24 protein-coding genes and 1 pseudogene are annotated in these 25,918 nt (G+C 71.2%); 7 read left to right on the top strand and 18 right to left on the bottom strand.

The features are described from left to right. Positions 1–247: 247 nt before the first annotated feature. Positions 248–604 (bottom strand): PRC-barrel domain-containing protein, encoded by a 357-nt coding sequence (locus OTB19_RS07240; RefSeq protein WP_267797191.1) that lies wholly within the window; start codon positions 602–604, stop codon positions 248–250. A gap of 261 nt (positions 605–865) precedes the next feature. Between OTB19_RS07240 and OTB19_RS07235 the strand changes: the two genes are divergently transcribed. Further along, on the top strand, positions 866–2,827 hold the full coding sequence (locus tag OTB19_RS07235; protein WP_267797190.1) for an acyl-CoA dehydrogenase: 1,962 nt from the start codon (positions 866–868) through the stop codon (positions 2,825–2,827). 43 nt (positions 2,828–2,870) lie between these two features. Here the strand turns inward: OTB19_RS07235 and OTB19_RS07230 are convergent, their stop codons facing one another. The 4 genes from OTB19_RS07230 to OTB19_RS07215 form a co-directional block, all read right to left on the bottom strand. Then, positions 2,871–3,218 carry a hypothetical protein gene (locus tag OTB19_RS07230; protein WP_267797189.1) on the bottom strand — a complete coding sequence of 116 codons (348 nt, stop codon included), beginning with the start codon at positions 3,216–3,218 and terminating at the stop codon, positions 2,871–2,873. A 13-nt stretch (positions 3,219–3,231) separates the two neighbouring features. After that, on the bottom strand, positions 3,232–4,965 hold the full coding sequence (gene ctaD, locus OTB19_RS07225) for a cytochrome c oxidase subunit I (protein WP_267797188.1): 1,734 nt from the start codon (positions 4,963–4,965) through the stop codon (positions 3,232–3,234). A 177-nt stretch (positions 4,966–5,142) separates the two neighbouring features. Next, entirely contained in the window at positions 5,143–5,844 is a 702-nt protein-coding gene (locus OTB19_RS07220; protein WP_267797187.1) for an HAD family hydrolase, read from the bottom strand. A gap of 14 nt (positions 5,845–5,858) precedes the next feature. Beyond that, positions 5,859–6,824 carry an LLM class F420-dependent oxidoreductase gene (locus OTB19_RS07215; protein WP_267797186.1) on the bottom strand — a complete coding sequence of 322 codons (966 nt, stop codon included), beginning with the start codon at positions 6,822–6,824 and terminating at the stop codon, positions 5,859–5,861. Positions 6,825–7,357: 533 nt separating this feature from the next. Between OTB19_RS07215 and OTB19_RS07210 the strand changes: the two genes are divergently transcribed. Then, the gene (locus OTB19_RS07210; protein WP_267797185.1) at positions 7,358–8,176 is read left to right on the top strand and encodes a terpene synthase family protein; all 819 of its coding nucleotides are present in this window, start codon (positions 7,358–7,360) and stop codon (positions 8,174–8,176) included. A gap of 73 nt (positions 8,177–8,249) precedes the next feature. Here the strand turns inward: OTB19_RS07210 and OTB19_RS07205 are convergent, their stop codons facing one another. From OTB19_RS07205 to OTB19_RS07180, 6 genes are all read right to left on the bottom strand, one after another. Next, positions 8,250–9,116 (bottom strand): SDR family oxidoreductase, encoded by an 867-nt coding sequence (locus OTB19_RS07205; RefSeq protein ID WP_267797184.1) that lies wholly within the window; start codon positions 9,114–9,116, stop codon positions 8,250–8,252. Positions 9,117–9,157: 41 nt separating this feature from the next. Further along, positions 9,158–9,628: a hypothetical protein gene (locus OTB19_RS07200; RefSeq protein WP_267797183.1), complete on the bottom strand. Its 471-nt coding sequence runs from the start codon at positions 9,626–9,628 to the stop codon at positions 9,158–9,160. A 150-nt stretch (positions 9,629–9,778) separates the two neighbouring features. Next, positions 9,779–10,297, bottom strand: coding sequence for a MarR family winged helix-turn-helix transcriptional regulator (locus OTB19_RS07195; RefSeq protein ID WP_267797182.1), 519 nt, complete (start codon positions 10,295–10,297; stop codon positions 9,779–9,781). 171 nt (positions 10,298–10,468) lie between these two features. Further along, on the bottom strand, positions 10,469–11,152 hold the full coding sequence (locus OTB19_RS07190) for a hypothetical protein (RefSeq protein ID WP_267797181.1): 684 nt from the start codon (positions 11,150–11,152) through the stop codon (positions 10,469–10,471). 369 nt (positions 11,153–11,521) lie between these two features. Next, complete coding sequence (locus OTB19_RS07185; RefSeq protein ID WP_267797180.1) at positions 11,522–12,133, bottom strand: nucleoside/nucleotide kinase family protein; 612 nt, start codon at positions 12,131–12,133, stop codon at positions 11,522–11,524. Between the two features lie 59 nt (positions 12,134–12,192). Beyond that, the gene (locus tag OTB19_RS07180; RefSeq protein ID WP_267797179.1) at positions 12,193–12,537 is read right to left on the bottom strand and encodes a DUF5713 family protein; all 345 of its coding nucleotides are present in this window, start codon (positions 12,535–12,537) and stop codon (positions 12,193–12,195) included. Between the two features lie 189 nt (positions 12,538–12,726). On the opposite strand from OTB19_RS07180, the gene OTB19_RS07175 reads away from it, so the two are divergent. Together OTB19_RS07175 and OTB19_RS07170 are read left to right on the top strand one after the other, a co-directional pair. After that, positions 12,727–13,158, top strand: a complete 432-nt coding sequence (locus tag OTB19_RS07175; protein WP_267797178.1) for an SRPBCC family protein — start codon at positions 12,727–12,729, stop codon at positions 13,156–13,158. Positions 13,159–13,403: 245 nt separating this feature from the next. Continuing rightward, positions 13,404–13,670: a hypothetical protein gene (locus tag OTB19_RS07170; protein ID WP_267797177.1), complete on the top strand. Its 267-nt coding sequence runs from the start codon at positions 13,404–13,406 to the stop codon at positions 13,668–13,670. A 140-nt stretch (positions 13,671–13,810) separates the two neighbouring features. On the opposite strand, the gene OTB19_RS07165 is transcribed toward OTB19_RS07170, so the two are convergent. Genes OTB19_RS07165 through OTB19_RS07155 form a run of 3 tightly spaced genes read right to left on the bottom strand, consistent with a single transcriptional unit; the run spans position 13,811 to position 15,554 of the window. Beyond that, complete coding sequence (locus OTB19_RS07165) at positions 13,811–13,939, bottom strand: hypothetical protein (protein ID WP_267797176.1); 129 nt, start codon at positions 13,937–13,939, stop codon at positions 13,811–13,813. Further along, positions 13,936–14,877: a pyridoxamine 5'-phosphate oxidase family protein gene (locus OTB19_RS07160; RefSeq protein WP_267797175.1), complete on the bottom strand. Its 942-nt coding sequence runs from the start codon at positions 14,875–14,877 to the stop codon at positions 13,936–13,938. The genes OTB19_RS07165 and OTB19_RS07160 overlap by 4 nt, the downstream gene beginning before the upstream one ends. Beyond that, entirely contained in the window at positions 14,874–15,554 is a 681-nt protein-coding gene (locus OTB19_RS07155) for a hemerythrin domain-containing protein (RefSeq protein WP_267797174.1), read from the bottom strand. Before OTB19_RS07155 ends, OTB19_RS07160 begins: the two co-directional genes overlap by 4 nt. 208 nt (positions 15,555–15,762) lie before the next feature. Between OTB19_RS07155 and OTB19_RS07150 the strand changes: the two genes are divergently transcribed. From OTB19_RS07150 to OTB19_RS07140, 3 genes are all read left to right on the top strand, one after another. Then, positions 15,763–19,146 carry a BTAD domain-containing putative transcriptional regulator gene (locus OTB19_RS07150; RefSeq protein ID WP_267797173.1) on the top strand — a complete coding sequence of 1,128 codons (3,384 nt, stop codon included), beginning with the start codon at positions 15,763–15,765 and terminating at the stop codon, positions 19,144–19,146. A 165-nt stretch (positions 19,147–19,311) separates the two neighbouring features. After that, on the top strand, positions 19,312–19,773 hold the full coding sequence (locus OTB19_RS07145) for a pyridoxamine 5'-phosphate oxidase family protein (protein ID WP_267797172.1): 462 nt from the start codon (positions 19,312–19,314) through the stop codon (positions 19,771–19,773). 106 nt (positions 19,774–19,879) lie between these two features. Continuing rightward, positions 19,880–20,470 carry a DUF4291 domain-containing protein gene (locus OTB19_RS07140; protein WP_267797171.1) on the top strand — a complete coding sequence of 197 codons (591 nt, stop codon included), beginning with the start codon at positions 19,880–19,882 and terminating at the stop codon, positions 20,468–20,470. A 517-nt stretch (positions 20,471–20,987) separates the two neighbouring features. Here OTB19_RS07140 and OTB19_RS07135 read toward each other — a convergent pair. From OTB19_RS07135 to OTB19_RS07120, 4 genes and pseudogenes are all read right to left on the bottom strand, one after another. Beyond that, a complete protein-coding gene (locus OTB19_RS07135; RefSeq protein ID WP_267797170.1) occupies positions 20,988–23,102 on the bottom strand; it encodes a SpoIIE family protein phosphatase in 2,115 nt (704 codons plus the stop codon). 248 nt (positions 23,103–23,350) lie between these two features. Beyond that, a pseudogene (locus OTB19_RS07130) lies at positions 23,351–23,671 on the bottom strand (PepSY domain-containing protein); the annotation flags it as partial. Positions 23,672–23,816: 145 nt separating this feature from the next. Further along, positions 23,817–24,269, bottom strand: a complete 453-nt coding sequence (locus OTB19_RS07125; RefSeq protein ID WP_267797169.1) for a hypothetical protein — start codon at positions 24,267–24,269, stop codon at positions 23,817–23,819. A gap of 329 nt (positions 24,270–24,598) precedes the next feature. Further along, positions 24,599–25,510 carry a SigB/SigF/SigG family RNA polymerase sigma factor gene (locus OTB19_RS07120; protein ID WP_267797168.1) on the bottom strand — a complete coding sequence of 304 codons (912 nt, stop codon included), beginning with the start codon at positions 25,508–25,510 and terminating at the stop codon, positions 24,599–24,601. Positions 25,511–25,918: the final 408 nt, after the last annotated feature.

Genomic DNA, 25,918 nt, shown 5'->3' with positions numbered 1-25,918 from the left:
TGATTCTGCGCCGTGACCGGGGTCTTGCCGCAAGCCCCCCGGTGCGCTATACCTTGGGAGAGGCAAGGAGAGACTTCTCCTTGCCTTTGCCATGTGCCGTCCGCCGGAAGTGACGGGCTTCGCGGGAAGCGGCGCCGCGCGCGTAGGGATACGGGCGTTGGCCCCCAGGCGGGTGTGCCGTCGGCGTGCGGATGCGGCCGCGGAACCAGATGTCCTCCCCGTGCCGCAGGGGCGGTCGTGAGGCGGCTCAGACGCCGCGTTCGTTGTTGTCCTCGTAGTACTGGCCGATTTCGACGCGGTAGGCGGCGTCGTCCCGGTGCTTGTCCTTGTCGTACTCCGGAGCGTTCCTGATCTCCTCCTTCGTCCTGGCGGCGTGGATCTTTCGCTCCTGAAGGTCGATCCGGTGGATGGTGCCGGCAGGCAGCAGGACGTGCTTGCCGAAGATCCAGAAACCGGTGTCGACCACGATGTGGGCGGCGCCGACCTCCGACGTCTCCTCGTCCACGCTCCCGATCTTCCCGTCCGTCGCCTCGACGTCGAAGCCGACCAGATCGGTACCGGGCGCGTAGCCCGTCTGCTCGGTGAAGCTCCACAGGTCAATCACGGTGAACCGCTCCTTCACGGGTTGGGGTGTCTCCGCGACCCTGCCCGCTCCGACTCCCCCGACACTCCAGGGCCGTGCAGGCGGACACGCCTACCACCCGGACAGGTGAGTGGGACGGGGCCGCCCTTGCCGGTGGGCACGGCGATCGGGCGGGCGACACCCCGCACCTGTACGAGGCACCGTCCGAGGACATCGAGGCGTGGCTGATCGTGTGCCGCCCGCACCCCGGTTGATCGTCTCGCGGCGGGGTAGCGGAGCGGCATGGCCACCGAGAACGCTTCCACCGCCGCGACCGGTTACGTGCAGCCCGAGATCGACGTCCCTGCGCTGACCGGGGTGCTCGACGGCGAGTACGCCGGGATCCGCGACCTTGTCCGTACCAACCTGGCGACGCACGCCTCCGTCCTCGAAGAGGCCGAGGAGCTCGGCATCGACGCGTTTCGCGAGCGGGTGCGTGAGGTCGTCGTCAAGATGGCCGCGACGGGCCAGACCGGTATGGGCTTTCCCGCCGAGTTCGGCGGGGGCGGCGATGTCGGGGCCTCGATCGCCGCGTTCGAGACGCTGGCCTTCGGTGATCTGTCGGTGCTGGTGAAGGTCGGCGTGCAGTTCGGGCTCTTCGGCGGCGCGATCCTGCAACTCGGCACCGAGCGCCACCACGATGCCCATCTCCCGGGCCTGATCACCGGGGAGCTCATGGGCTGCTTCGCGATGACCGAGACCGGGCACGGCTCCAACGTTCAGGCACTCGGCACCGTCGCGCGGTACGACGCGGCGAGCCGGGAGTTCGTCATCACCACCCCCGACGACCAGGCACGCAAGGACTACATCGGCAACGCGGCCCGCCATGCCGAACTGGGCGTGGTCTTCGCGCAGTTGGAAGTGGACGGCCAGTCCCGTGGCGTACACGCCTTCGTGGTCCCCCTCCGGGTCGGCGGTCGGCCGGCGCCCGGCGTCCGGATCGAGGACGACGGCCGCAAGATGGGCCTCAACGGTGTGGACAACGGGCGCCTCTGGTTCGACGGCGTGCGGGTGCCGCGCGAGGCACTCCTGAACAGGTTCGCCGACGTCACCCCCGAGGGCGTCTACGAGAGTGCGATCGACAATCCCAACCGGCGCTTCTTCACCATGCTCGGCACCCTGGTGCAGGGCCGGGTCAGCGTCGCCGGCGCCGGGATCAGCGTCGCCAAGGTCGCCTTGGCGATCGCCACGAAGTACGCCGTGCGGCGGCGGCAGTTCGAGGCGGCCCCGGACACCGGGGAGCAGGTGCTCCTCGACTACGGCCTGCATCAGCGCCGTCTGCTGCCGCTCATCGCCCGGACGTACGCCTTGCACATCGCGCAGGACGGGGTCCGTACCCAGCTGCACGAGGTCTTCTCCGGCATCCAGGACGACGCGCAGGCGCGGCGCCGGCTCGAATCGCAGGCCGCGGGCATCAAGGCACTCGGCACGTGGCATGCGACCCGCGTCGTCCAGGAGTGCCGCGAGGCGTGCGGCGGCGCCGGTTATCTCGCCGTCAACCGGTTCGCCGCCCTCAAGAGCGACAGCGACGTCTTCACCACCTTCGAGGGCGACAACCACGTCCTGCTGCAACTCGTGGCGAAGGGACTGCTCACCGATCACGCGAGCGAGTTCGAGGACCTCGACCAGCTCGGCATGGTCCGCTACGTCACCAACCTCGCCGTCGAGACCGTCATCGAACGGACCTCGGCCCACAAGCTGCTCGAACGGGTACGCGACCTGCTGCCCGGCGGCGACGAGTGGGACCGCGAAGCCGGCCTGCTCGACTCCGAGTACCAGCTCGCCATGGTCCGGTTCCGCGAGGAGCACATGCTCGCCGGCCTGGCCCGGCGGATCAAGCGCGGGATCGACGAGAAGCGCGATCCGGGCGCCGTCTTCTCGCAGGTGCAGGACCACGTCATCGCGGTCGCACGCGCACACGTCGAGCGGCTGGTGACGGAGGCCTTCGTCACCAGGGTGCGCACGATGCCCGAAGGCGGCGAGAAGGCGGCGCTCGCCCTTCTCTGCGACCTGTTCGCCCTGTCGACGATCGAGGCGGACCGGGCCTGGTTCATGGAGCACGGGCGGCTGACCATCCAACGGTCCAAGGCCATCAGCCGCGAGGTGAACGACCTCTGCCGCAAGGTGCGTCCCCTCGCGGTCGACCTCGTCGACGCGTGGGGCATCCCGTCCGCCATGCTGCGGGCCCCGGATCTCGTGGGCTGACCCGGGCCCGGGCCCGGGCCCGCCGTCGGATCGTCCCGTCCCGCTAACGCGGCTTCAGGCCGATCGTCAGGATGGCCAGGACGGTGGTGAGGACGGTCGTGCCGCCGAGCAGGGCCAGAGCCACGACTCGGCGGCGCAGGAGTTGGTAGCGGCGCGCGTACTCCTCCCTCAACTCGTGGCTGCGGCCGGCGATCTCGTACAGGGCGTTGCGGGTCCGGGCCAGATGGCGGGCCGTGTAGAGGTGGACGACGTCCTCGCGTTCCGCCCGTCCCAGCCAGGGAAGCTCATCGGCGAAGGCGTGCGCTTCCACGGCCGCGGTGTGGTGCGCGGCGCGGCTCATCAGATAGCCCTCCAACTCGGCCAGGCCCGCTGCCGCCTCGTTCTGCTCCATCGCGCCCGCCCCCCTACTGACCTGCGATGTCGCGGTCGGATCCGGGCGTTTCACGGTTGCCCGGATCATCGAGGGCGTCGCGCTTGCCCTGACCGCCCGCGTTGTCGAGCGCGGCCACCTCGGGGTAGTGCAGGTCGAAGGCCGGGGATTCGGAGCGGATGCGCGGCAGCGTGACGAAGTTGTGCCGGGGCGGCGGGCAGGACGTGGCCCACTCCAACGAGCGGCCGAAGCCCCACGGGTCGTCGACGGTGACCCTCGGAGCGGTCGTCGTCGTCTTCCACACGTTGTAGAGGAACGGCAGGGTGGACAGGCCCAGGAGGAACGCGCCGATGGTCGAGAACGTGTTGAGGGCGGTGAAGCCGTCCGAGTTCAGGTAGTCGGCGTAGCGGCGGGGCATGCCTTCGGCGCCCAGCCAGTGCTGGACGAGGAAGGTGGTGTGGAAGCCGATGAACAGGGTCCAGAAGTGGATCTTCCCGAGGCGTTCGTCGAGCATGGTGCCGGTCATCTTCGGCCACCAGTAGTAGAACCCGGCGAACGTGGCGAAGGCGACGGTGCCGAAGACCACGTAGTGGAAGTGCGCGACGACGAAGTAGGAGTCGGTGACCTGGAAGTCCATCGGCGGGGACGCCAGGATGATGCCGGTCAGTCCGCCGAAGAGGAAGGTGACCAGGAAGCCGATGGACCACAGCATCGGTGTCTCGAAGGAGATCGAGCCCTTCCACATCGTGCCGATCCAGTTGAAGAACTTCACCCCCGTAGGCACCGCGATCAGGAACGTCATGAACGAGAAGAACGGCAGCAGGACCGCGCCGGTGGCGAACATGTGGTGCGCCCACACGGTGAGCGACAGTCCCGCGATCGCGATCGTGGCGCCGACCAGGCCGAGGTAGCCGAAGACGGGCTTGCGGGAGAAGACGGGGAAGATCTCGGTCACGATCCCGAAGAACGGCAGGGCGATGATGTAGACCTCGGGGTGTCCGAAGAACCAGAACAGGTGCTGCCACAGCAGGGCGCCGCCGTTGGACGCGTCGAAGACGTGGGCGCCGAACTTGCGGTCCGCCTCCAGCACGAGCAGGGCCGCCGCGAGGACGGGGAACGCGAACAGCACCAGGACCGAGGTCAGCAGGATGTTCCAGGTGAAGATCGGCATCCGGAACATCGTCATGCCCGGACCGCGCATGCAGATGATCGTGGTGACGAAGTTGACCGAGCCGAGGATCGTGCCGAAGCCGGACAGCGCCAGGCCCATGATCCACATGTCACCACCGATGTACGGGGTGCGGTCCAGACTGCTCAGCGGTGTGTAGGCGGTCCAGCCGAAGTCCGCGGCGCCCTGAGGGGTGAACAGGGCGCCCACCACGATCAGACCGCCGAAGAGGAACAGCCAGAACGACAGCATGTTGAGCCGCGGGAACGCCACGTCGGGAGCCCCGATCTGCAACGGCATGATCGCGTTGGCGAAACCCGCGAACGTGGGGGTCGCGAAGAACAGCAACATGATGGTGCCGTGCAGGGTGAAGATCTGGTTGTACTGCTCGTTGGACAGGATCTGCATCCCCGGCCGGGCCAGTTCGGCCCGCAGCAGCAGCGCCAGTACGCCGCCGATGAGGAAGAATCCGAACGAGGCGATCAGATAGAGGTGTCCGATCTTCTTGTGGTCCGTCGTCGTCAACCACGACACGATCACCTGACCTGGAGTCCGACCCGGAACCCGGATCGACGTGACCGGTTCGACCGACGTCACCATCGCGCACCCCATCAACTCTGGATCCAACACAGGCTGTACGGCTGACGCCGCTTCCCATGTGTACGCCTCGCGCCGCGCGACGCCCGGCCGGCACGCCGCACGGCGCGCCGGACCGCCCGGAATCCCCCGCCCGCCGCACCCGAGGCGGCGACGGGGCGTCGATGGCGCCTTGTGCCGCTACCCGGCCGCGGCACCGTCCCCGCTCGTGGCGGGCACCCGCAGGAACGGGCTCGCAGCGAGGCCGGCCAGCAGATCGGCCGGGTCGCGGTAGACGGCGGCCGCTCCGGCCTCCTCCAGGTCTTCCCGGGGAATGCCTCCGCACAGGAGGCCCACCGCGCTCACGCCGGCTCGGGTGGCGGCCTGCATGTCCCAGACGGAATCGCCGACGAACACCGCCCGCTCGGGTGGTACTCCCGCCAGGCCGAGGGCGTGCCGGACCTGGTCGGGTGCGGGTTTGCCCTGGTCGACGTCCTCGGAGGTCGCGGTGTCGGTGATGGCGTCGTCCGCGTCGATGGCCTTGCGCAGGGCTTCGAGTTCCCGGTCCTTGGCGGAGGTGACCAGCACCACCTTCCAGCCGTCACCTGCCAGAGCGCGCAGTAGATCGGCGGCCGCGTCGAAGGAGGGGATCCGTTCGAAGTACGTGGCGTAGAGGGTGTCGTGCGCGGCGCTGATCCCTTCGTCGCCGGAGCGGTCGCGCTCCTCGCCCAGGAGGTGGTCGAGGAGGTCCTCTCCGGGCAGGCCGAGGGCTCGGTGGACGGCGTGTGCGGGCACCTGGTGCCCGGCCTGGCGCAGTGCTTCCCACCAGGAGACGACGTGGAGGTGGTTGGTGTCCGTGAGGGTGCCGTCGACGTCGAAGAGGGCTGCGCGGTCCGTGCTCATGGTTCGGGCGCCCTTCACAGGTTCCGCAGGGCGGGCAACAGTTTCGCCTCGGCCCACTCCAGGAACGGTTCCTGGTGCTCGCCACCGATCTGGACGAGGGCGACCTCGGTGAAGCCCGCCTGCGCGTACGGGCGTACCGCCTCCACGAAGGCCTCCACGTCGTTGCCGCACGGGATGGCCTCGGCGACGTCCTCGGGCCGGGTGTGCTGGGCGGCCTGGTCGAAGCCGGCGGGGCCGGGGAGTTCGGAGTTGACCTTCCAGCCGCCGAGCGCCCAACGGAACTGGTCGTGGGCCCGGGCCACGGCCGCGTCCCGGTCGGTGTCGTAGCAGACGGGAAGCTGGCCGACCCTCGGCTTGCCGGCGCCGCCGTGGGCGTCGAAGGCTTCCAGGAGGTCGTGCTTCGGTTCGGTGGCGATGACGAGGTCCGCGTGCCGGCCGGCGAGCGCGCAGGAGCGGGGGCCCGAGACGGCGATGCCGAGGGGAGGCGCTTGATCGGGCAGGTCCCACAGCTTGGCGTTCTCCACGTCGAAGTGGGCGCCGTGGTGGCTCACGTACTCGCCGGTGAACATGCGGCGGATGATGTCGACGGCTTCTTCCAGCATCTCCAGGCGTACGTGGGCGGCGGGCCAGCCGGCGCCCACGATGTGTTCGTTGAGGTTCTCGCCGGAGCCCAGTCCGAGGCGGAACCGGCCTTCCGAGAGGATCTGCACAGTGGCCGCCTTCTGTGCGATGACGGCCGGGTGATAGCGGAAGGTCGGGCAGGTCACGTACGTCATGAGCGGGATGCGGGAGGTCGCCTGCGCGGCCGCCCCCAGGACGCTCCACGCGTAGGGGGCATGGCCCTGGGACTCCAGCCACGGGAACGAGTGGTCCGAGATGACGGAGAAGTCGAACCCCGCCCGCTCCGCTCCGACCACGTGGGACACCAGCTCACGCGGCCCGGCCTGCTCGGTCATCATCGTGTATCCGATTCGCACCATACGCACCGCCTAGCCGCGATCAGTCGATCCGAAACCCTTCGCCGTGCCTGAGGGTCCATACGGCCCACCGGGGGGCCGGGCGCGGGGCGCGCGGTTCAGCCGGCGGGAGCGAGCGCGAAAAACGCCGTGATCGTCTCCACGAGACGCGTTCCCGCGTGGTGGGCCGACAGCACGTCCCGGGCGATCTGCCGCGCGTCCTCGCATCTCAGTCCAGCCGTGCGACGTGGTGTCCCTGGCATCGCCTCTCCCTTCACCAGCCGAGTCTTCTGCTCCCCACCACGAAGCGCACCAGGTCGACGGTTCCCGGCCCCGCCCGACAGGCTCGCCGCGCGATGCGCACAGCGGCCGACCGGAGCACTACGCGTCGGCCCCGTACGTCCCATACTCCGGAACACCCAGCGACAGAAAATCCCTTCCGGCTTCCGATACATCGCGACAGCGGATATCGGCCGCGAGGTGTCCGGGCGACGCCTCGGACAGAGCCTGGATCCGCGAGATCGTGGACCTCCACCCCAGGAACCCTGGTCCGGCGAGTGGCCCTGGACCTGTGTACGGACGCGATGGCGTTCTTCTTCGTCTTCGACGACCAGTTCGACGCCCCCTTGGGTCGGGATCCCGCCCGTGTCGCGGCCGTCTGCCAGGACTTGATCGACATCGTCCACGGGGCACCGGCCGGTCCGGGCGCGGACGCCTGCCCCCGCGCGTTCTCCGACATCTGGACCCGATGCCGCCATGGCGCCCACCCCGGCTGGGTGGCCCGCTCCGCGCACGAATGGGAGCACTACTTCGCCACCCAGGCCCACGAGTCCATCGGACGGACCCGCGGCACACCGGGGGATTTGGAGACCTACCTTCAGGTCCGGCGCGGCATCGCCGGCACCGCCGTCCCCCTCTCCCTCGGCGAGCGCGCCGCCGGCCTCGGCGTTCCTGCGGCCGCGTTCCACAGTCCGCAGTTGCGCCTCATGCGGGACATCGCGGTCGACGTCAGCATGATGTGCAACGACGTGTACTCACTGGAGAAGGAGGAGGCGCGCGGCGACGTCGACAACCTCGTCCTCGTGAGCGAGCACGCCGACGGCGCCACGCGCGAGGAGGCCGTTGCCGCGGCCCGGGAGGAGGTCGCCCGCCGCACGCGGCGCTTCACGGAACTCGCGGCGGAGGTCCCGGGCGTGTGCGCGCAGCTCGGGCTGACGGCACGGGAGACGGCCGACGTCCGGGCGTACGCCGATGTCATGGCCTCGTGGATGAGCGGATACCACGCCTGGCAGACCCGGACCCGCCGCTATACCGCCGCACTCGACGTCCTTCCCGGCACGGGCCCCGGCTACTTCGACGAGATCCTCCCCCCATAGCCCGGTATCAACTGGTCATCCGGCCTGTACGGCGGGACGGTGCGCGGATTCCTGAACGATGTGCGGCGGCGACCTACCGGCTGAAGAACGCCTGGTGTTCGCGCAGGAAGGCGTCCAGGGTGCGGGGCGGGCGGCCGAGGATGTCGGCGACGGTGCCGTTGGGGGTCTCGGGTCGGGTGATGGCGAGTTGCTGGATCTCCGTCACGTGGTCGGCGAGCCAGGTCGGCATGTGGGCCTGGTGGATGAGGTTGTCACGCAGTTCGTCCGGGGTGAGGTCGACGTAGCGAACCTGCTTGCCGCTCAGGCTGCTTATGCGAGAGGCGATGTCGGGATAGGAGACCGCCTCGGGTCCGGTCAGGGAGTAGGTGCCGCCGGCGATGTCGGGCCTGGTGAGGGCGGCGGCGGCGACATCGCCGATGTCGCGGCAGTCGATGTGGTTGCAGGGCGCGTCGCCCGTCGTGCCGAGGATGACGCCCCGGGCGACGGTGGGGGCCAGGCGCAGGAGGTTCTGCATGAACGCGTAGGGGCGCAGGATGGTGTGGGTGAGCCCGCACGCGCGCAGGTGTTCCTCGACGGCGTGGTGCCCGCGGGAGATGGCGACCGGGGAGTCGGGTTCGGTGGCGGGTGCGGAGATCTTGACGATGTGGCCGATGCCGGCTTCCGCGGCGATGTCGATGACGCGGGTTTCGAGTTCGACCTGTGCGGGGCTGTTGGCCATGGCCAGGAAGAGCTGGTCGGCGCCCTTGAACGCGGTGTGCAGGGAGCCGGGGTCCGCGGCGTCGGCGTACCGCACCTCGACGGGCGGCTGATGCGCGCCCGTTGTGCCGGGGATCGGGCTGTGGGGGGTGCGGGTCAGCGCGCGGACGGGCGCGCCGAGTGCGAGGAGGCTGTGGAGCAGTGCGTTCCCGGTTGCTCCGGTCGCTCCCATGACAACGATCATCGTGTGCTCATTCCTTGGTGACGGGTGGGCTCGGTGCCGGCCTAGGCCGGGGGTGTGGTGGTGGTGCGCCAGCGGAGGGTGACGATGGTGGTGGCGAGGGCCGCGGACACGGGCAGGTCGATGCGCAGGCGTTCCAGCCACGGGGTGGCGGGGATCGGGGTGTGGGTGGGCAGCCATTGGGCGGTGAACCATCCCAGCAGGGCCGCCGCTCCGGCGGCGATGATCACGAGTGCCACGGTCAGGACGATGCGGGGCATGGTGAGGGTCCACCGTCGGGGCCGCCCGCCGCGGTGCAGCCAGGTACCGACCAGGAACGCCACCACGGCGGAGGTGCCGGCTATGGAGGTGCAGGCGGCCACGGCCAGATCCTGCTGGCCGGTGACGACTCCGGCGGTACCGGCCGTCAGTGCGGGAGCGGCGTAGGCGGTCAGCACCTCGCGCCACAGGGTGAACGGCCGGGATGGCCGTGCGGCCGCTCGGCCGCGGCTGGTTCTGTCCTTCGTTGCGGGCATGCCGACCTCTTTCTGTTCGCGTGCGGGAGGTAAAAGTGGGGCGGCGGAGGCCCGACCAGCACGCTCCGCCGATGTGATTAGGCAGCTAACTATTAGGCCGAAAAGAAAGGCCCTACCCGAGGGGCGGGGCCAAACCGGCGCAGAGCAGGGTCAGTCGGCGACCAAGGCCGCACTGCCGCGCACGACGCGGGCGAGCAGATCGAGGAACACCGCGCGCTCCTCGACGGACAACCCTCCCACCATCGCCTCAAGTCGCCCGAAGTGATCGGACGCCATGTCGCGCAGGCGCTGCGCCCCGCGTGCGGTCAGGACGGCCACCGTGCCCCGACCGTCCTCGGTGGACGGGCGGCGGGCGATGAGGCCCTCGCGCTCAAGGCCGTCCAGCAGGCCGGTGACCGTGGCCCTGGAGACATCGAGGTCGGCCGCGAGGCGCGAGGGGGACTTCTCCCCGCCGTGATCCTCCAGGTCGGCGAGCAGGCGGTAGCGTCCCGTCGACAGGCCGAACCTGGCGAAGTGCGCCTCGGCCGCCCGACCGACCCTGGCGCCGGCGGAGATCAGCCGTACCGCGACCAAGACCGCCTGCGGATCGACCTCCAGGCCGTAGTGCTCGACCTGACGCCTGGCCTGGTCGAGCGTGGGCGCCTCGCCGTCGATGCCGTTCCCCGTCATGGAAGTAATATGGCGGCTAATCACTTCGGCTGTCAAGGCGCCCATCTCCGGCCTTGACCAGGAGGCAGGCCCAGGAGTCGGCGCTGACGCCGTGGCGGGGGCGGCATGCCCGCGCCCCGGCCACGGCATCAGTCACTCCGAACGGAGCCACTCCCAACCGGCTCTGGTGGCTCAGCCCACCCGTTCGATGCGGGCCTTGCGGATCAGGTTCTTGCCCGGCTCCCGCACTTTCTCGAACGCCGCGTTGTTCAACAGGACACAACTACCCGAGGGGCCGTTCACCGTCACCGTCGTGGCCTGACCGTTGTCCAGGTTCGTCACCTTCAACTTCGTACCCACCGGGAACGTCCCACTACTCGCCGCCGGCGCACCCCCCTCACCCGACAACGTCACCGTCGACCCCTTGCACACCACTTCACCGGTGGCCGGCGGTACCTGCACACCCGCCGCACCGGCCGCCGCCCCCGCCGTGCCGGCCGCACCTGCCGCCCCGGACGGCGCCACACTCGCGCCACCCACCCGTTCGATACGGGCCTTGCGGATCAGGTTCTTGCCCGGCTCCCGCACCTTCTCGAACGCCGCGTTGTTCAACAGGACACAACTACCCGAGGGGCCGTTCACCGTCACCGTCGTGGCCTGACCGTTGTCCAGGTTCGTCACCTTCAACTTCGTACCCACCGGGAACGTCCCACTACTCGCCGCCGGCGCACCCCCCTCACCCGACAACGTCACCGTCGACCCCTTGCACACCACATCGGGCGCGGCGGCATTGCCGGTCGCCATCGTGGCGACGACTCCTCCTGCCACCAGCACTCCCGTCATGCCGGTGAACACGAGCTTCTTCGTACGACTCATGGTCCTTTTACGGGACATTGACACTCCTCGGTTCGATGGATGCTGTCGTCCTCCCGTCCTGCATACGGCACACATCTCAGGCGAGTTCATTCCTGTCACAGGCCGACAATTCCGTCCGTGCGGAGGTCTGCGCGCCGCGGGGGCGTACGGAGGTGGGCCGGGGGCGTCCTGGAGCACGCACAAAGCAGCAGGTCGCAGGCCTGGCGCCCGGGTGACCGACGTGGCTGTCGCATCCCGCCGACGGCCTCGATCGACACGGAGGCGGGGCGGCCTAAGGAGGGCTTAAGGCGCCGTTGTTCCAGCCTTAAGGGGTCCTGACACAACGTGGGACGTGTCGGTGTGCCTGTCCCTGTCCCCGAGGACCGGGCGTCACTCCACCACCAGGTCGGCCCGGGCCCGCCCCGGCGCGATCAGCCGGGCGTTCGCCTCGTCGGAACGCGAGACCCATTCCGTGGCGGCCGCGCGCTCCTTGCCGTGGCGGACATGGCGGTCGACGAGCCGCCCGACGCGCATCGCGTCGTCCGGGGCGAGGAACCAGGCCTCGTCGAGGAGCGGCCGTACCGCCGCCCACTCCCCCGCCGTGTGCAGCAGGTAGTTCCCCTCGGTGATGACCAGCGGTACGGAGCCGTCGACCCGGATGCTCCCGGCCACCGGTTCCTCCAGCGACCGGTCGAAGGCCGGCGCGTAGACCGCACCGGCCCCGGGTGACCGCAGCCGGTCCAGCAGCGCCGTGTACCCTGCGGCGTCGAAGGTGTCCGGGGCACCCTTGCGGTCGGTCCGGCCCAGGCGCACCAACTCGGCCTGGGCCAGGTGGAACCCGTCCATCGGCACCACGACGGCCTGCCCCGGCCCCAGGGCCCGGGCGAGGCTCTCGGCCAGGGTGGACTTCCCCGCGCCGGGTGGCCCGGCGATCCCCAGGATCCGCCTCTCCCCCGACGCGGCGAGCCCGCGCGCCCGCTCCTCAAGTTCCGTGAACTCCATAACCCCATCCTGCGCCATGGCATGCCCGGCCTCGACGGCGTCGCGGACCTGACCACCGCTCACCAATCGCGGGTGGCGATCAGCTCCTCGACGTCCGCGTCCGCGAAACCGTAGGCCGACGCGACGAACCCGAAGTCCTCGGCGATCTCCTCGCGCGCGACGGTCTCGATCGCGCTTCCCTCCTTCTCGAACTCCGTCTCCAGCTCGTTGAACTTGTCGGTCGCCGCGTGGGTGAGCGCGTACAGGGCGGTCAGGTCCGTCGGCCTCTCGGCCTCGATCCGCTCGCACAGTCTCAGCAGGATCTCCTTGCCCCGATCGAGGACGTGGTCCGGGAAGTAGGTGTCCGCGTACAGCGGGCGAAGGAAGGCGTGACCGGCGATCTTCGGGTTGGTGGGCTGCGGCATGGGGCTCCGTCCGTGTGACATGTGGTGACGTGCGGTGGATCCGATCCTCGCGCACGCCACTGACACTCCTGCGGGCGGTCGCACCACCGTGCGCCTGCGTGCATCCGGGGCGGTGTCCTCGGGCGAAGGAGAAGTACACCCCGAAGGCGAGGTGCCGGTTCCGGTTGGTTTCACGAGAGGGAGTCCGCCGTGGTCTTCGTAGAGCGCTCGTTCACGATTCCCAGGCCCCCAGCGGTCCTGATCGACTATCTGAAGGACTTCAGCCGGGCCCAGGAATGGGACCCCGGCACCAAGACCTGTGAACGCCTCGACGGCGGGCCCGTGCGGGTCGGGTCCACCTGGCGGAACGTGTCGGAGTTCCGTGGGCGGGAGACTCGGCTCGCCTACGAGTTGGTGCGCCTGGACGAGGACCGCCTGACCTTCGTCGGCGACAACTCGACGGTCACCACGACCGACGATCTCCTGCTGGTCGCCGTCCCGGGCGGGACCGCACTCACCTACCGGGCGCGGTTGGACTTCAAAGGGCTGTTCAAGCTCGCCGCCCCGTTCCTCGGAAGAGAGTTCAACCGTCTCGCGGACGAGGTGGAGCGCGTCATGCCGCAGGTGCTCGCGAACCTCTGAGGAGCAGCGCGGTATCCGCCGTCCAGGGCCTGATCCAAAAGACAGGCCCTAGCCGCAGCCCTCCTCGTCGGCCACCTACGAACGGCTCAACCGGCTCACTCGAAACGCGACCGCCCCCTTCCGCCCCCTCCTGCCGCCCTCGGCGGCGGCCGCCTCGCCGCAGTCGGAGTACTCCTGTGGTCGGATCCGGTGCCGCCTTCTCCTTCGAGGGCCTTCCCGCGGTCACGGACGGCCACAATGGAGCCATGAGCGAGCAGCGCTTCACCCCTGACCAGGCCGGCACCGGCTACGCCCCGAGCCCCGTCCGCACGTTCCGGTACCGCCACAACCTCCGGTACGAGAACCCGGCCGGCCAGGCCTGGACCAGTCCCGAGGGCCACACCCTGCGCACCCCGTCCGCCCTCACCGTCGTCACCTGCGCCTGCGGCCTCGCCACCGACGCGCTTCCGAGCGACGATGCGCGACTCGTCTACGAGGAACACCGCAACACCATCCGCGACGAGTCGGCATGACGGGCGAGCCGCCGGCCCGGTGCCGTCGGTCGCAGGCTTCGTCGCCGCCGTGTCGGGTGGGATCCGTGTCCGGCGGCTTCGCGGCGGGCCGCTGATCGCAGTCGACCGGCCGCGCCCCGCGGCGACCGAGTCGGACCGGCTCAGTGGTGCGGTGAGCGCATCACCCGCCGCATCCGGGCATCGGCCGGTGACGGGCGGGGGCGGTGGCGTCCGGTGAGGCGCCGGACGCCCGTGAGTGCGGTGACGAGGTGGGACATCAGGGCGCTCACGCGGTCGGCTCCCCGTGCGCGGCGGCCCTGGCCAGGGCGCGGAACCGGTCCCACCGCACCTGCGGCCGGCTCAGCCCCCGACGCTCCAGGTAGCGGTTCGTGGACCGCTTCGTGTGGCGCAGGACGCGGAACGCGTCGGTGGCCCGTCCCGAGCCCATCGGTTCCACGACGGCGGCCGGGACGAGGATCCAGCCGTCCGTGGTCCGCCGCAGATCCCCGCGGACGGATGCGTTGTACATGTGGTTCAGCCGCTCGTCGTGGCGGTGCACCAGCAGCGTGGCCGGGCCACGTTGAACGGCGCAGTCGGACGGTACGTCGACCAGGTATCCGGCCGGGGTGGGCCTGGGCCGGGTCCGGGCGAGCAGGGGCGCCCCGGACGCGTCCCGTGCGGCCAGTACCGCCGTGGAGAAGCGGCTCAGCTGCACGGCTCCGGGCAGCGCCTCCGTCCCGGTCACGGCCGCCGGCGCGCCCGGTTCCGGGAGCGTTGCCAGCGGCGGCCGTACGCGTACGTGCTCGGGCTCGACGGTGATGTGGAGCCGCAGGTAGTACCAGTGCATCAGGGGCCTCATGGGAGGCGAGAGGTACGAACGGCTGTGCGGCTGACGTTCGAAGAGCCTCTGCCAGTACGCCTCGGCCCCTTCCGGGCCGGTCATGATCTCGTCGGGGCACTCGGCCCTGCCGGCGACGAAGACCTGCGGGGCGGGGTCGAGGCCGCTGCCCGTGGGGTCCGAGAAGAGCAGCGCGACCCTCCCGTCGCGGCGCACGTTCAGGGCCTTCTGCGCGAACGCGAGGGAGGTGGTCAGCAGCAGGGTTCCGTCCTCGCGCCGTGCCACCGCCGTGGGCCAGGCCTGCGGGGTGCCGTTCCTGCCGAGGGTGACGAACTCGCAGGTCCGGTAGGCGTCCAGGGCATCGAGGGGAGCGGAGTCGAGTACGGTCATCGTTCCGTTCCGCCGTCCAGCGGGGCCCGCAGTGCGCGGCAGGCGGCCGTGTACTGGCGGCGTCCGACCGCCTTCCACAGCAGGCGCCCGACGAGTGGGCCCCTGCCCAGGAAGTGGGCCTGCTCCTGCGGGGTCGCGTCTTCGAGGAGCGCGCCGAGCGCGAGCATGAGCTTGTCCCTGGGGACGGTTTCGAGGCCGCGGCGTCCGACCGCGTCCCACTCGGCGACGGTCAGGTGGTCGGCCACCAGGGGCAGGACCAGCCGCTCCTCGTCGTCGAGGTGCTCCAGGAGCGCCGAGCGGTGCTCGTCCAGCGCCAGCGCGAGTTCCTCGCCCGCCGCGTGGTCGGCGGTCCGCTGCCACCCGGGTACGCGGTCGGTGACCGCCGCCCAGCCGCGGTCGATCCGGGCGTGCTGCTCCTCCATCCGCGCGATCAGTTCCTCGTCGGCGGCGCGCTCGCGCAGGAGCGGCCAGATCGTCTCGTCCTCGACGGTGTGGTGGTGGTGCAGTCCCGTCATGTACTCGGCCATGTGGGCCGCGACCTCGGCGGCGCGGGCGGTCTCACCGTCCGGGACGGCTCGGACCAGGCGCGGCAGCAGGGCCGACTCCCGACGGAAGACGCGGTGGACCACGACCATTTCGTGGGTGTGGGGACGTTCGGAGGTGGTGCTGGGGGACACGCTCGCTTGCTCCGTGGATCGAATGCGGACGATGGATGTGACCAAAGTGCCTGTTGTCACTTGGCGTTGACTTGGCGTCGAGAGGGCGTTGACATGGCGTTGCTTGGTGAACCGTCCGACCCGTGCGTGCCCCCTCGCCCCTCCCCCGACCAGGGCGTTCATCCTTCGTCGACATAACGTTTTCGCCGCCTCCGGTAGATTTCCGGACGTGCTGCGAATACGAGTGCTGGGCTCCCTGGACGCCGAGACGAGAGGTACGCCGGTCCCCCTGGGAGCACCGCGGCAGCGGGCCGTGCTCGCCTGTCTCCTCGCGTCCCGCGGTGCGGTGGTATCCGTGGACCGCCTCGCCGAGGACCTGTGGCGCGGCACCCCGCCGGCCAAGGCCACCGTGTCGTTGCACGCGTACGTGTCCAACCTGCGCCGCCTGCTGGAGCCCGAGCGAGCGCCGCGCACCCCCGCCACCGTCCTGGTCACCTCCGCACCGGGGTACGCCCTGCACCTCCCCGAGGACGCGGTGGACGCGTGGCGCTTCGAGGCACGGCTGGAACGGGCACGGCGCGCCCCGGCCGCACAGAGACGGGTGTTGCTGGCCGAGGCACTGGCCTGGTGGCGGGGGCCGGCCTTCCAGGAGTACGCCGACGAACCCTGGGCCCTGCCCGAAGCGGCCCGCCTGGCGAACCTGCGGGCGGACGCCTGCGAGCTGGCCGTCGCGGCCGATCTCCGCACCGGGCACACCGCGGAGGCGGCTTCGGCCGCCGAGGCGCTGGTGGGTGAGCACCCGCTGCGTGAGGAGGGCTGGCGGCTGCTCGCGCTCGCCCACTGGGCCTGCGGGCGGCGCGCCGACGCACTCGCCGCGCTGCGCCGCGCCAAGGCGGTGCTGCGCGATGAGCTGGGCTGTGATCCTTCGCCCGGCCTGGTGGGGCTGGAGCACGCCCTCCTCGGCCAGCGGCTGGACGTACTGCGCGCCCACGTGCCCGAGCGCCCGCCCGCGGGTGGCGTGCCGGAGCCGCTGCGGGCGATCGGCCCGCCCGCGCAGGGTCCCGCCGCCGTGCCCGCCGGCAGATCGCCCCTGTTCCTCGGCCGGGGCGAGGAACTCGGCGCCGCCGACACGGCGGCGCTGGCCGCCCGTGGCACCGGGGGCATGCTGCTGGTCACCGGCGAGGCGGGAGCTGGTAAGTCGGCCTTCCTCGCCCGGTTCGCGGACCGGCTACGGGGCGAGGGTTGGACGGTGGTGGTCGGCCGCTGCCCCGAGCAGGAGGGCGCGCCGCCCGCGTGGGCCTGGGTGGAGGCGCTCGGCGCCCTGGCCCGGGAGGTGCCTCCCGCGCACGCGGGGGACCTCGCCGTGCTCCTGCACCAGCCGGAGGGAACGGCCGCGGCCACGCGGGACGAGGCGACCGCCGACCGTTTCCGTACGCACCGCGCGTTCACGGCGTGGCTCGCCGCCGCCGCCTCCGCCGGGCGGCCGCTGGCCGTGTTGCTGGAGGATCTGCACCGGGCCGACGGGGAGACGTTGGCGCTGCTCGAAGCGGCGGCAGCGGTCACCGGGGTGCCCCTGTTCACCGTTGCCTGCTACCGCCCCGCCGAGGTGACCGACCGGCTGGTGACCAGCCTCGCCCGGCTCGCCGCCCGCCTTCCGCACCGGATCGCGCTCGGCGGGCTGCCGGCGCGCGACGTCGCGACCGTCGTCGACGCCGTCTGCCGTGAGCCCGTGGACCGGGCCACGGTCGCCACGATCACCGCGCGGACCGGCGGCAATCCGTTCTACGTCTGGGAGAGCGCGCGGCTGCTCGATCGTGAGGGCGCGCTGGTGGCGCTCTCCGAGGTCCCCCAGGGCGTCCGGGACGTGCTGCGCAGGCGTTTGGCCCTGCTTCCCGACGCCGGGCTGGCGGTCGTGCGCCTCGCCGCCGTCGTCGGTCTGGAGACCGATGTCGCCCTGCTGGTCGAGGCGGCCGAAGTCGACGAGGAGACCGTGCTCGAAGGGCTCGATGCCGCGCTCGCCGCGGACCTGCTCACCGAGCCGGCGCCCGGCCGGGTCGGCTTCGTACACGCCCTGGTCCGCGACACCGTCTACACCGACCTGTCCGGCGTACGACGAGCGCGCCAGCACGACCGGATCGCCCGAACGCTGCACCGGCAGCGGCCCGAGGACCTGGCCGCGCTCGCCCACCACTTCGCCCGCTCGGGCAGGACCGCGAACGCCCCGCTGGCCGTCGACTACGCGCTGCGCGCCGCCGAGCTGGCGGAACACAGGTACGCGCACGACGTGGCGGTCGCTCTGATCGCGCAGGCGCTGGACGTGCACGGCGCGGCCACCGCCGATCCTTACGCGGCCCCCGACGTCACCCTCGCCCTCCTGATGCGCCTGCTCGGCGCACAGGTCCGCGCAGGCGCCACGGACGCCGCCCGCCACACCCGGCAACGGGCGGTGGAACTCGCGGTGCGCGCCGGCCGCGACGACCTGGTCGCCGCGGTCTACGGAGCCTGGACAGAGCCTTCGCCCTGGCGCAGTCGACTGGAGGGATTGTTCGACCGGACCGCGCTGGCCCGCCTGGAGCGCCTCGCCCGGGACCACTCCCTGAGCGGGGCGACCCGCGCCCGCGTGCTCCAGGTCCTCGCGGACGCCATGGCCGGCGAGGACGCGCCGCGCGCCCGTGAGGCGGCCGGCGCCCAGCTGGAGCTGGCCCGCTCCGACGGCGAACCCCGGCTGGTCGCCTCGGCCTTGATGACCTCCGCCAAGCTGCTGCCGCACGAGCTGCAGGGCGCGGCCCGGCCGCCGCTCATCGCCGAACTGCGCGAGCTGGCCGGGGAACACGACCTGCCCGCCTACCGCTGGGTGTGCGAACACCTCGACGCCATGACGGCGGCCACCCGCAACGACCCCGGCGCGGTCCACCGACACACCACTGAGGGCCTGGACCTCGCGCACCGCTACGGAATGCTGTGGGCGCGGGGCATCAACGCCACCACCCGCGCCATGCTGGCGGCCATCGCGGGACGGTTCACGGAGGCGGAAGAGCGCTACGCCCAGGCGGACGAACTGTTCCAGCGCGTCGGGGCGCACCACGCGACGGGCCCCCGCACCCTCGGCCTGTGGACCATCCGCTTCACCCAGGGGCGGACGGCCGATATCGAGCGCAGTGTCCGCGAGGTGCACGAGGCCGTCGGCGCGCCCGTCGCCGTGGCGCACTCGCTGCTCCTGGCCCGCCAAGGGCGGCTGGACGAGGCACGGGAGGTGCGCTTCGCCCCGCGACCGGTGACGGACCACCTCTACGGTGTCGAGCTCGACTACCGCTGCGAACTCGCGGTCCTGCACGCCGACACCGAGGCCGCCGGCACGCTGATCGAGCACCTGCTGCCGATCCGCGACCAGTTCGGCGGCGCGGCGGGAGCCGCCTACGCCACCCGCCCCCTCGCCCACCCCCTGGGGGACCTCCACCGCCTCCTCGGCGATGCCCGGGCGGCGGCCGACGCCTACGCCCTCGCCGAACGTGTCGCCCACGCCTGGCACGCTCCGCACCACGCGGCGGCCGCGCGCCACGCCGCCGCCGACCTGGCAGCGGAGCACCGCCTGCGCCGGACCTTCGCCGTGTGACACGGCGCCCGAGGTCCCGCCGGCCCTCGGGGGCGGCGATCAGGGAGGGGGTGGCGCGGTATGGGATGGTCGTCGGTCATCGGCATCCGTCGCCGGTCGTCGGTCGTGGGGAGTAGGACCAACGCCCCATGTGAGCCCCGAGCTTGCCGGCTAGGGTCGGCACTCATGCAGACCACGGAACTCCCCCGTCGCACGGTGTCGGAACGCAGGCGCGACGCTCTGGAACGGCTCGTCGCGGAGCGGGACGTATGGGTGTCGACAGCCCACCCCGATCACGGGCCGCACCAGGTGCCATTGTGGTTCTCCTGGGACGGCCAGGCGGTGTGGATGTGCACCGCCGAGACTTCCGCGACCGCGCGGAACGTTCGCAAGGAACCACGAGTGCGCTTGTCACTGCCGGACACCTTCGACGTGTTGCTGCTCCAGGGTGAGGCGGAGTGGTTCACCGACCAGGACGTGCCCGCTGACGCGGCCGACGCGTTCACCGGCAAGTTCGGGTGGGACCCGCGGACGGAGAACGAGCCTTATCTGTATGTGCGCGTGACGCCCAAGACCATGCGCGCCTGGCGAGGCGAGGCGGAACTGCGCGGCAGGGTGCTCATGCGCGAGGGAACCTGGCTGGAGTAACCCGGCCCCATCGACCGCACGCGGAGGAGCGGAGGATGGGCGCGGCCCGCCGCCCCGGGGGGAAATCCGCCGGCCGGAGGCCGTACGCGCCAGGCATCCTGGGGGCATGCACGACGTTCCGAACCGCCAGATCCGCGCGGCACACACCGCCGACACCGTCACCGTCTACCAGGCGTACTCCCCCCTGTTGGGGGTTCCGGCCGCCCGCGAGGGACGATTCCCGCCGGCCTGGAAGCGGGAACGGATGACGTGGATCAAGCCGTCGTTCCTGTGGATGATGTACCGCTGCGGCTGGGGCGGCAAGACCGACCAGGAGACGGTCCTGGCCGTCGAGATCACCCGCGAGGGGTTCGACCGCGCGCTGCGCCACGCCTGCCTCTCGCACCACGAACACGGTACCCATCCCGACGTGGCGACCTGGAAGCGGGCCCTGCGGGAGTGCTCCGCCCGCGTCCAGTGGGACCCGGAACGCGACCTGTACCTGAACCCGCTGCCCCACCGCTCGCTCCAACTGGGTCTGTCCGGGCCCCTCTCGCGCGCGTACGCCGACGAGTGGACGGTCGCCATCCGCGACGTCACCCCGCAGGTCCGGGAGATCCACGGCCTGGTCCGAGCCGGCGAGGACGCGGCGGCGCGGGCCCTCCTTCCGGCGGAGATCCCCTACTCGGCGGGCCCGCTGCCCCACCTCGGCGCGTGATCGATCCGCCACCCAGGAGCCGACCCGGATCCGCTCCTCCGCCTCGGATGCCGCTTCGATCAACGCCCCCCTGTCCCACGGGCCCCTTACGCGGGCCCACCGCGTCACGGCCCCTTACGCGGTGCCCACCGCGTCTCGGTCGTCGCCCGCCCGGGTGGCGACTTCCAACAACGCGGCGACGGCAGGTGCTCCCGGCCGCGCAGGACGGCGACGGACGAGCGGGTCAGGGAGCGCAACACCGGCCACCAGGCTCGCGGGTTCAGGAGCGAGCGCGGCGAGGCTTCCACGCCGAACTCGTCCTCAGCGGTGTCGACAGCACTCCCCCGCCGCCCGCCGACGCCTGGCACGATCGGATCACCGTCCTCGTCACCCGGCTCCCGACCGCGAGTTCCGCGGCGGCCTGGACCTCCTCCTGCGCGGGCTGGCGTGAATCGCGTCCTGTAGGACGGCCCCGTGGGCGGGAGTTCTGCGTGTACACCCGGTGGCGGCCCGGAACTGGGTTCATGCCCTGCCGGGGTCAGGGCGTCAGGTCCTGTTCGGTCCAGACCGTCTTTCCTCCGGGGGTGTGGCGGGTGCCCCAGCGCTGGGCGAGTTGGGCGACGATGAACAGGCCGCGGCCGCCTTCGTCGACGGCGCGGGCGTGGCGCAGGTGGGGGCTGGTGGTGCTCGTGTCGTGGACTTCGCAGGTGAGGGTGCGGTCCTTGAAGAGGCGTAGCCGCAGGGGCGGGTTGCCGTGGCGGAGAGCGTTGGTGACCAGTTCGCTGACGATCAGTTCGGTGGCGGCCGCCGTGTCGTCGTCCACGTTCCAGCCCTTGAGCGTGCGGCGTGTGTGCCCGCGGGCGGCGGCAGCCTCGGTGAACTCGTCGGCCAGGTCCCAGGTGGCCGTGGCGTGGGTGGGGAAGGCGTGGGTGCGGGCGAGCAGGAGTACCGCGTCACCGTCGCGGCTGCCGGGCCCCAGTGCGTACAGGGCTTCGTCGCACAGATCCTGCAGGGATCGGCCCGGACGGGCGAGGACATCGCCGAGAAGGCCCGGGCCGGTGGCGTCCCCCGTTTCGGCTTGGGCCGTGGCTAGGAGCCCGGGGGTGTAGAGGGCGAGGGTGGTGCCCTCGTCGAGTGCGACGGTCGTGGTGGCGAAGGGCCAGCCTTCGCCGCCCAGTGCGGGCCCGATGGCCGGCTCCACTGTTTCGGTGCCGCCATCGGGACGGACGATCACCAGTGGCGTCGGTTGGCCGGCGCAGGCGAACGTACAGGTGCGGGCGAAGGGGTCGTAGACCGCGTAGAGACAGCTCGCGGAGAGCGGCTCTTCGTACATCGGGTCACCGGTCGGTTGGGCCTCGCGTTCCCCCGCCAGGAAGCGGGCCGTGTCATTGAGGCGGGCGAGGAGCTCGTCCGGTTCCAAGTCCAATGCGGCCAGCGAGTGGATGACGGTGCGCAACTGTCCCATGGCGGTCGCGGTGTGAATGCCGTGTCCGGCGACGTTGCCCACGACCAGGGCGGTGCGCGCGCCCGACAGGGGGATCGCGTCGAACCAGCCGCCGCCCCCGTTGCCGCCGGGAACGTGCAGGTGGGCCATTTCGACGGTGCTCTGACCCATGGGGTGGCGCGGCAGCAGATGGCGTTGGACCGTGGCCGCGATGGTGTGCTCGCGGGTGTATCGGCGGGCGTTGTCGATGCAGAGGGCGGTATGGGCGCTCACCTGCCGCAGGAGACCGAGATCGCCCTTGTCGAAGGGATCGGACCCGTCGGTGCGATAGAGGCTCACCAGGCCCAGAACCCTGCCCCGCAGGGCCAGAGGGGCCACGAGCAGGCTGTGGGCTCCCGCGGAACGAATGGCGCCCGCCCTCTTGGGGTCGGCCCCCAGCCACGGGCTGTCATCGCCCAGGGGAACGATCCGGGGCCTGAGGTCGATCAGGGTCTGGCTGTAGGGAGTGGGGTTGCCGAGACTCCGCACGTCGCCCACGGGGTGGGCCTGAGCCTGTCGGCGTTCGCCACGTGCCTGGAAGGCGGCGCGGCGCAGCGGTACGTCCTGAGCGAGCGGGCCCGTCGGGGGCTCCTCGCCGCGCACCACCGCCTCCACCACCTCCACCACGGCGATGTCGGCGAAGGCCGGCACCAGGGCGTCTGCCAGCTCCTGACAGGTGGCGATGACGTCGAGGGTCTGCCCCACGCGCTCACGCACCCCGCCGAGGACCCCCAGTCGGGCCCGCGCCTCCTGCGGTTCCGTGACGTCGACCGCCGCGACCGCCACCCCCAGAATCGTTCCCCGCTCGTCGCTGAGGCGGAAGACGGAAACCGAGCGCGTCCTCTCCCGCCCGTGATCCGGGTCCAGCCGCGAACGCACCAGGTGCTCTCGCACCGGTACTCCGGTCTTCAACACACCGCGGATCATCTGCGTCACCTCCCCGATCGCGGTCAGGCCGGGGAAGACATCGGTGAAGGGACGCCCCAGCAGTGCCTCGACGGGAACGTCGTGCATGGTCCGCGTGGCGGTGTTGATCCGCACCAGCCTCAGCTCCGTGTCCAGGACGTGGAGCCCTACCGGTGACTGGGTGAACAGGGCGTCCAGCACCGCCAGGTCCACGTCCCCGGGAACACTCCGCCGTGCTTGACGGGACGGATCCTCGTGCGTCACCGCGATCACCTCCGCACCCAGCCTGCCCGACCGGCGTACCGGTGGCCCTCCGCAGAGCCGTCAAGTAGCTCAATCAGCTCCGCCCGAGCCGCGGCCGACCCAGGGCCCCGATTGCACCCGCCACTCCCCCGGCTCCGGCGTCCGGGCATCCGGGAGCAGAGCGACGGCGGCTCTGAAGCGAACGAGGTCCCGGCAGCAGTGCGCCGCCGGGGCCCGTCCGGTGAGCGGACCGCCGATGGACGGCCTCGTCAGGGTGTCGGCCGGGCGGTCCGAACCCGGCGGACCAGGCCGACCCCCAGGTCGCCCAGCATGAAGGCGAGCAGTGTCACTCCCAGCACGGGCATCGCCCAGCCCAGCGCGGCCACCAGCGGAACTCCCACCATCAGCACGGGAATCGGCAGGCGACGCCACGTACCGCGGACCGGGGCGCGGCCGGGGGTGGCCCTGCCTTCCGCGCGGGTGGGTCGACGCTGCCACCACATGCGGTAGCCCCACACGATCACCAGCACCAGACCGAGCGCGATGACGGCCAGCACGATCTGATTGAGGACGCCGAAAAGGACGCCCAAGCGCACGCGGCGCGGGGTGTGCCCAGGAGGCGTGGCCGGAAACCGTGCGGGCAGCGCACCTGGTGCCTCGTGGCGGCCGTCAGACGCGCGGTCGCGGCGACCGAGGGAAGCTGAGGCCCGTCACCGTCCGGTACGTGCGCACCGTTCAGGACGGAATGGAAAGGGACCAGCCGACGATGTCGGCGAGGCGTCCACGCCACAGGCCGTAGCGCATGGTCTGGTTCGCTGCGCCTGTCAGGAAGACGGCGTCTTTGAGATGCACCCAGCGCGGCAGCGGGTCGGTCTCCTGCTCCTCGCTCTGTTCTTCGAGGACCTGGTTGATCAGCCTCGGCAGGCGAGCGAGCGATTCGGCGCCGGCGCCGGGCAGATCGCGCAGTGCGGTTTCCCATTCCTGCGCGTACGCACTCCGGCTGATCACCTGCCCGTAGATCACCCCGCCGGGAATGTTCAGCGACACGCCGAAATGAGACCGGTTCTCCTCGTCCTTGTTCACCAGGTTGATCAGCATGCGCAGCTCCAGGTCCAGGAGCGGCTCGACCACCTCGGGGGACCGCGGCCTCTGGGGCTTGCCTTCCGTCACTCCGGACTCGTCGGCCATCGTGCATCCTCTCGGCGGGCGTGGGCGCTCGGGACGGGCCCCGAGAACGGAACAGGAATCTCCCCGTCAGGTGCCCGGACTCCCGCGACGCATGCCCGGGTCCCCTGGCTCGGACCGGTGACCGGGTGGCAGCCCTCCGGGCGGTCGAGCGCTCGGTCAGCCCGACCAGACCTGAAACTCGCGGCAGAGCGTAGCGCGCCCGGCCGTCCGGCAGGCAGGCGCCTCGCCAGGCCTGTCCTCCTCACGCGCGAGGTCTCCTCACGCGCGAGGTCTCGCCTCACTCGCGCGTCTCAGCTCACCCCGCGCGTTCTCGGCTCGTTCCCGCGTTCTCAGTCGGCGAGCATGCCGCTGCGCAGGCGGGCCAAGGTACGCGAGAGGAGGCGCGAGACCTGCATCTGGGAGATGCCGAGTTCGGAGCCTATCTCGGCCTGTGTCATCTCCTGGGCAAAGCGCATCCGCAGGATCCGTCGGTCGCGTTCGCCGAGTTTGCGCAGGAGGGGGGCGAGGGTGTGGAAGTCCTCGAAACGGTCCAGGGCGGGATCGATGTCGCCGACCGTGTCGGCCGGCGGCCGGCTGTCGGTGCCCGCGGCGGACCGCTCCTCCGTGTCGCCGGCAGTGTCGAGGGAGGCACTGTTGTACGCGTTGGCCGCCAACAGTCCCTCGATGACTTCCCTTTCGGAGAGCCTGAGGTACTCGGCGACCTCCCTCACCGCCGGCGCTCTGCCCAGGGCCTCGGTCAGGGCCTCTTGGCTTCTGGCGAGTTCGGCGCGCAGTTCCTGGAGGCGGCGCGGGACGTGTGCGGCCCAGGTGGTGTCACGGAAGTACCGCTTGATCTCGCCCGTGATGTAGGGCAGGGCGAGGGTGGAGAACTCGACGTGCCGGCCGGGGTCGAAGCGGTCGACGGCCTTGATGAGGCCGATGGTCCCGACCTGGATGAGGTCCTCGATCTCGACGCATCCGTTGGCCTGGGCGCGAAAGGGCCCTGCCGCGTAACGGACCAGCGAGATGTTCATCTCGATGAGGGTGTTGCGGGCGTACTGGTACTCGCGAGTTCCCTCCTCCGACGCCCTCAGCCGGATCAGGAACAGACGTGACAGCTCTCGCGCGTCCGCCGGCGCCACCTGAAGGGGCTCGTCGATGCGCGGCAAGCTCTCCTCCGACCGGACGGCCGGGCACTCGCCCCGATCCGGTGCCTCCCTGGCCACCGCGCGCGGGGAGTTGACGGCCAGGGGGTGAGGCATGAGAGCAGTCCTCCTGAACGAATGAGTTGCCTGGAGCCGGGGTGTGCGGAACCGGGTTGCCTGGAGCCGGAACCGGCTTGCCTGAGGCGCGTGCCCGCACGATTCCCGGTTACACCGGGCAGAAGGATGCCGATCGGCCTGGGATACACGGGGCGGCGCGGGCAGGCCGGCCGGCGCTCACGGGCTCGACGCAACCGGTGCCACATCGGGCAGGCTGCGGACTGCGCCGGTCCCGATCCAAGCTCGCCCACCACCGGGTTGTCGGCCCTGGCGAACCGCCACGCCATCATGACGCCGCCGTGACGCGCGGCGGGGGCGGCAGCCGTTCGGCTGTCGCCCCCGCCCGGGGTGTGCGCGCGTCCGTCAGACGCGGTGCGGCCCGTCGTAATAGCCGCCCACCTGACGGTG

The sequence above is a fragment of the Streptomyces sp. H27-H5 genome (assembly GCF_026627505.1).
Lineage (GTDB): Bacteria > Actinomycetota > Actinomycetes > Streptomycetales > Streptomycetaceae > Streptomyces.
The sequence above is the reverse complement of the archived record's forward strand: the minus strand, read 5'-3'. Positions and strand labels throughout refer to the sequence as shown.

What these genes read in the sequence shown, in the direction of transcription:
- OTB19_RS07235 (WP_267797190.1), top strand. Translation starts at nt 866, where the DNA reads ATGGCCACCGAGAACGCTTCCACCGCCGCGACCGGTTACGTGCAGCCC.
- OTB19_RS07230 (WP_267797189.1), bottom strand. Translation starts at nt 3,218, where the DNA reads ATGGAGCAGAACGAGGCGGCAGCGGGCCTGGCCGAGTTGGAGGGCTAT.
- ctaD (WP_267797188.1), bottom strand. Translation starts at nt 4,965, where the DNA reads ATGGTGACGTCGGTCGAACCGGTCACGTCGATCCGGGTTCCGGGTCGG.
- OTB19_RS07220 (WP_267797187.1), bottom strand. Translation starts at nt 5,844, where the DNA reads ATGAGCACGGACCGCGCAGCCCTCTTCGACGTCGACGGCACCCTCACG.
- OTB19_RS07215 (WP_267797186.1), bottom strand. Translation starts at nt 6,824, where the DNA reads ATGGTGCGAATCGGATACACGATGATGACCGAGCAGGCCGGGCCGCGT.
- OTB19_RS07205 (WP_267797184.1), bottom strand. Translation starts at nt 9,116, where the DNA reads ATGATCGTTGTCATGGGAGCGACCGGAGCAACCGGGAACGCACTGCTC.
- OTB19_RS07200 (WP_267797183.1), bottom strand. Translation starts at nt 9,628, where the DNA reads ATGCCCGCAACGAAGGACAGAACCAGCCGCGGCCGAGCGGCCGCACGG.
- OTB19_RS07195 (WP_267797182.1), bottom strand. Translation starts at nt 10,297, where the DNA reads ATGACGGGGAACGGCATCGACGGCGAGGCGCCCACGCTCGACCAGGCC.
- OTB19_RS07190 (WP_267797181.1), bottom strand. Translation starts at nt 11,152, where the DNA reads ATGAGTCGTACGAAGAAGCTCGTGTTCACCGGCATGACGGGAGTGCTG.
- OTB19_RS07185 (WP_267797180.1), bottom strand. Translation starts at nt 12,133, where the DNA reads ATGGAGTTCACGGAACTTGAGGAGCGGGCGCGCGGGCTCGCCGCGTCG.
- OTB19_RS07180 (WP_267797179.1), bottom strand. Translation starts at nt 12,537, where the DNA reads ATGCCGCAGCCCACCAACCCGAAGATCGCCGGTCACGCCTTCCTTCGC.
- OTB19_RS07170 (WP_267797177.1), top strand. Translation starts at nt 13,404, where the DNA reads ATGAGCGAGCAGCGCTTCACCCCTGACCAGGCCGGCACCGGCTACGCC.
- OTB19_RS07160 (WP_267797175.1), bottom strand. Translation starts at nt 14,877, where the DNA reads ATGACCGTACTCGACTCCGCTCCCCTCGATGCCCTGGACGCCTACCGG.
- OTB19_RS07145 (WP_267797172.1), top strand. Translation starts at nt 19,312, where the DNA reads ATGCAGACCACGGAACTCCCCCGTCGCACGGTGTCGGAACGCAGGCGC.
- OTB19_RS07140 (WP_267797171.1), top strand. Translation starts at nt 19,880, where the DNA reads ATGCACGACGTTCCGAACCGCCAGATCCGCGCGGCACACACCGCCGAC.
- OTB19_RS07125 (WP_267797169.1), bottom strand. Translation starts at nt 24,269, where the DNA reads ATGGCCGACGAGTCCGGAGTGACGGAAGGCAAGCCCCAGAGGCCGCGG.
- OTB19_RS07120 (WP_267797168.1), bottom strand. Translation starts at nt 25,510, where the DNA reads ATGCCTCACCCCCTGGCCGTCAACTCCCCGCGCGCGGTGGCCAGGGAG.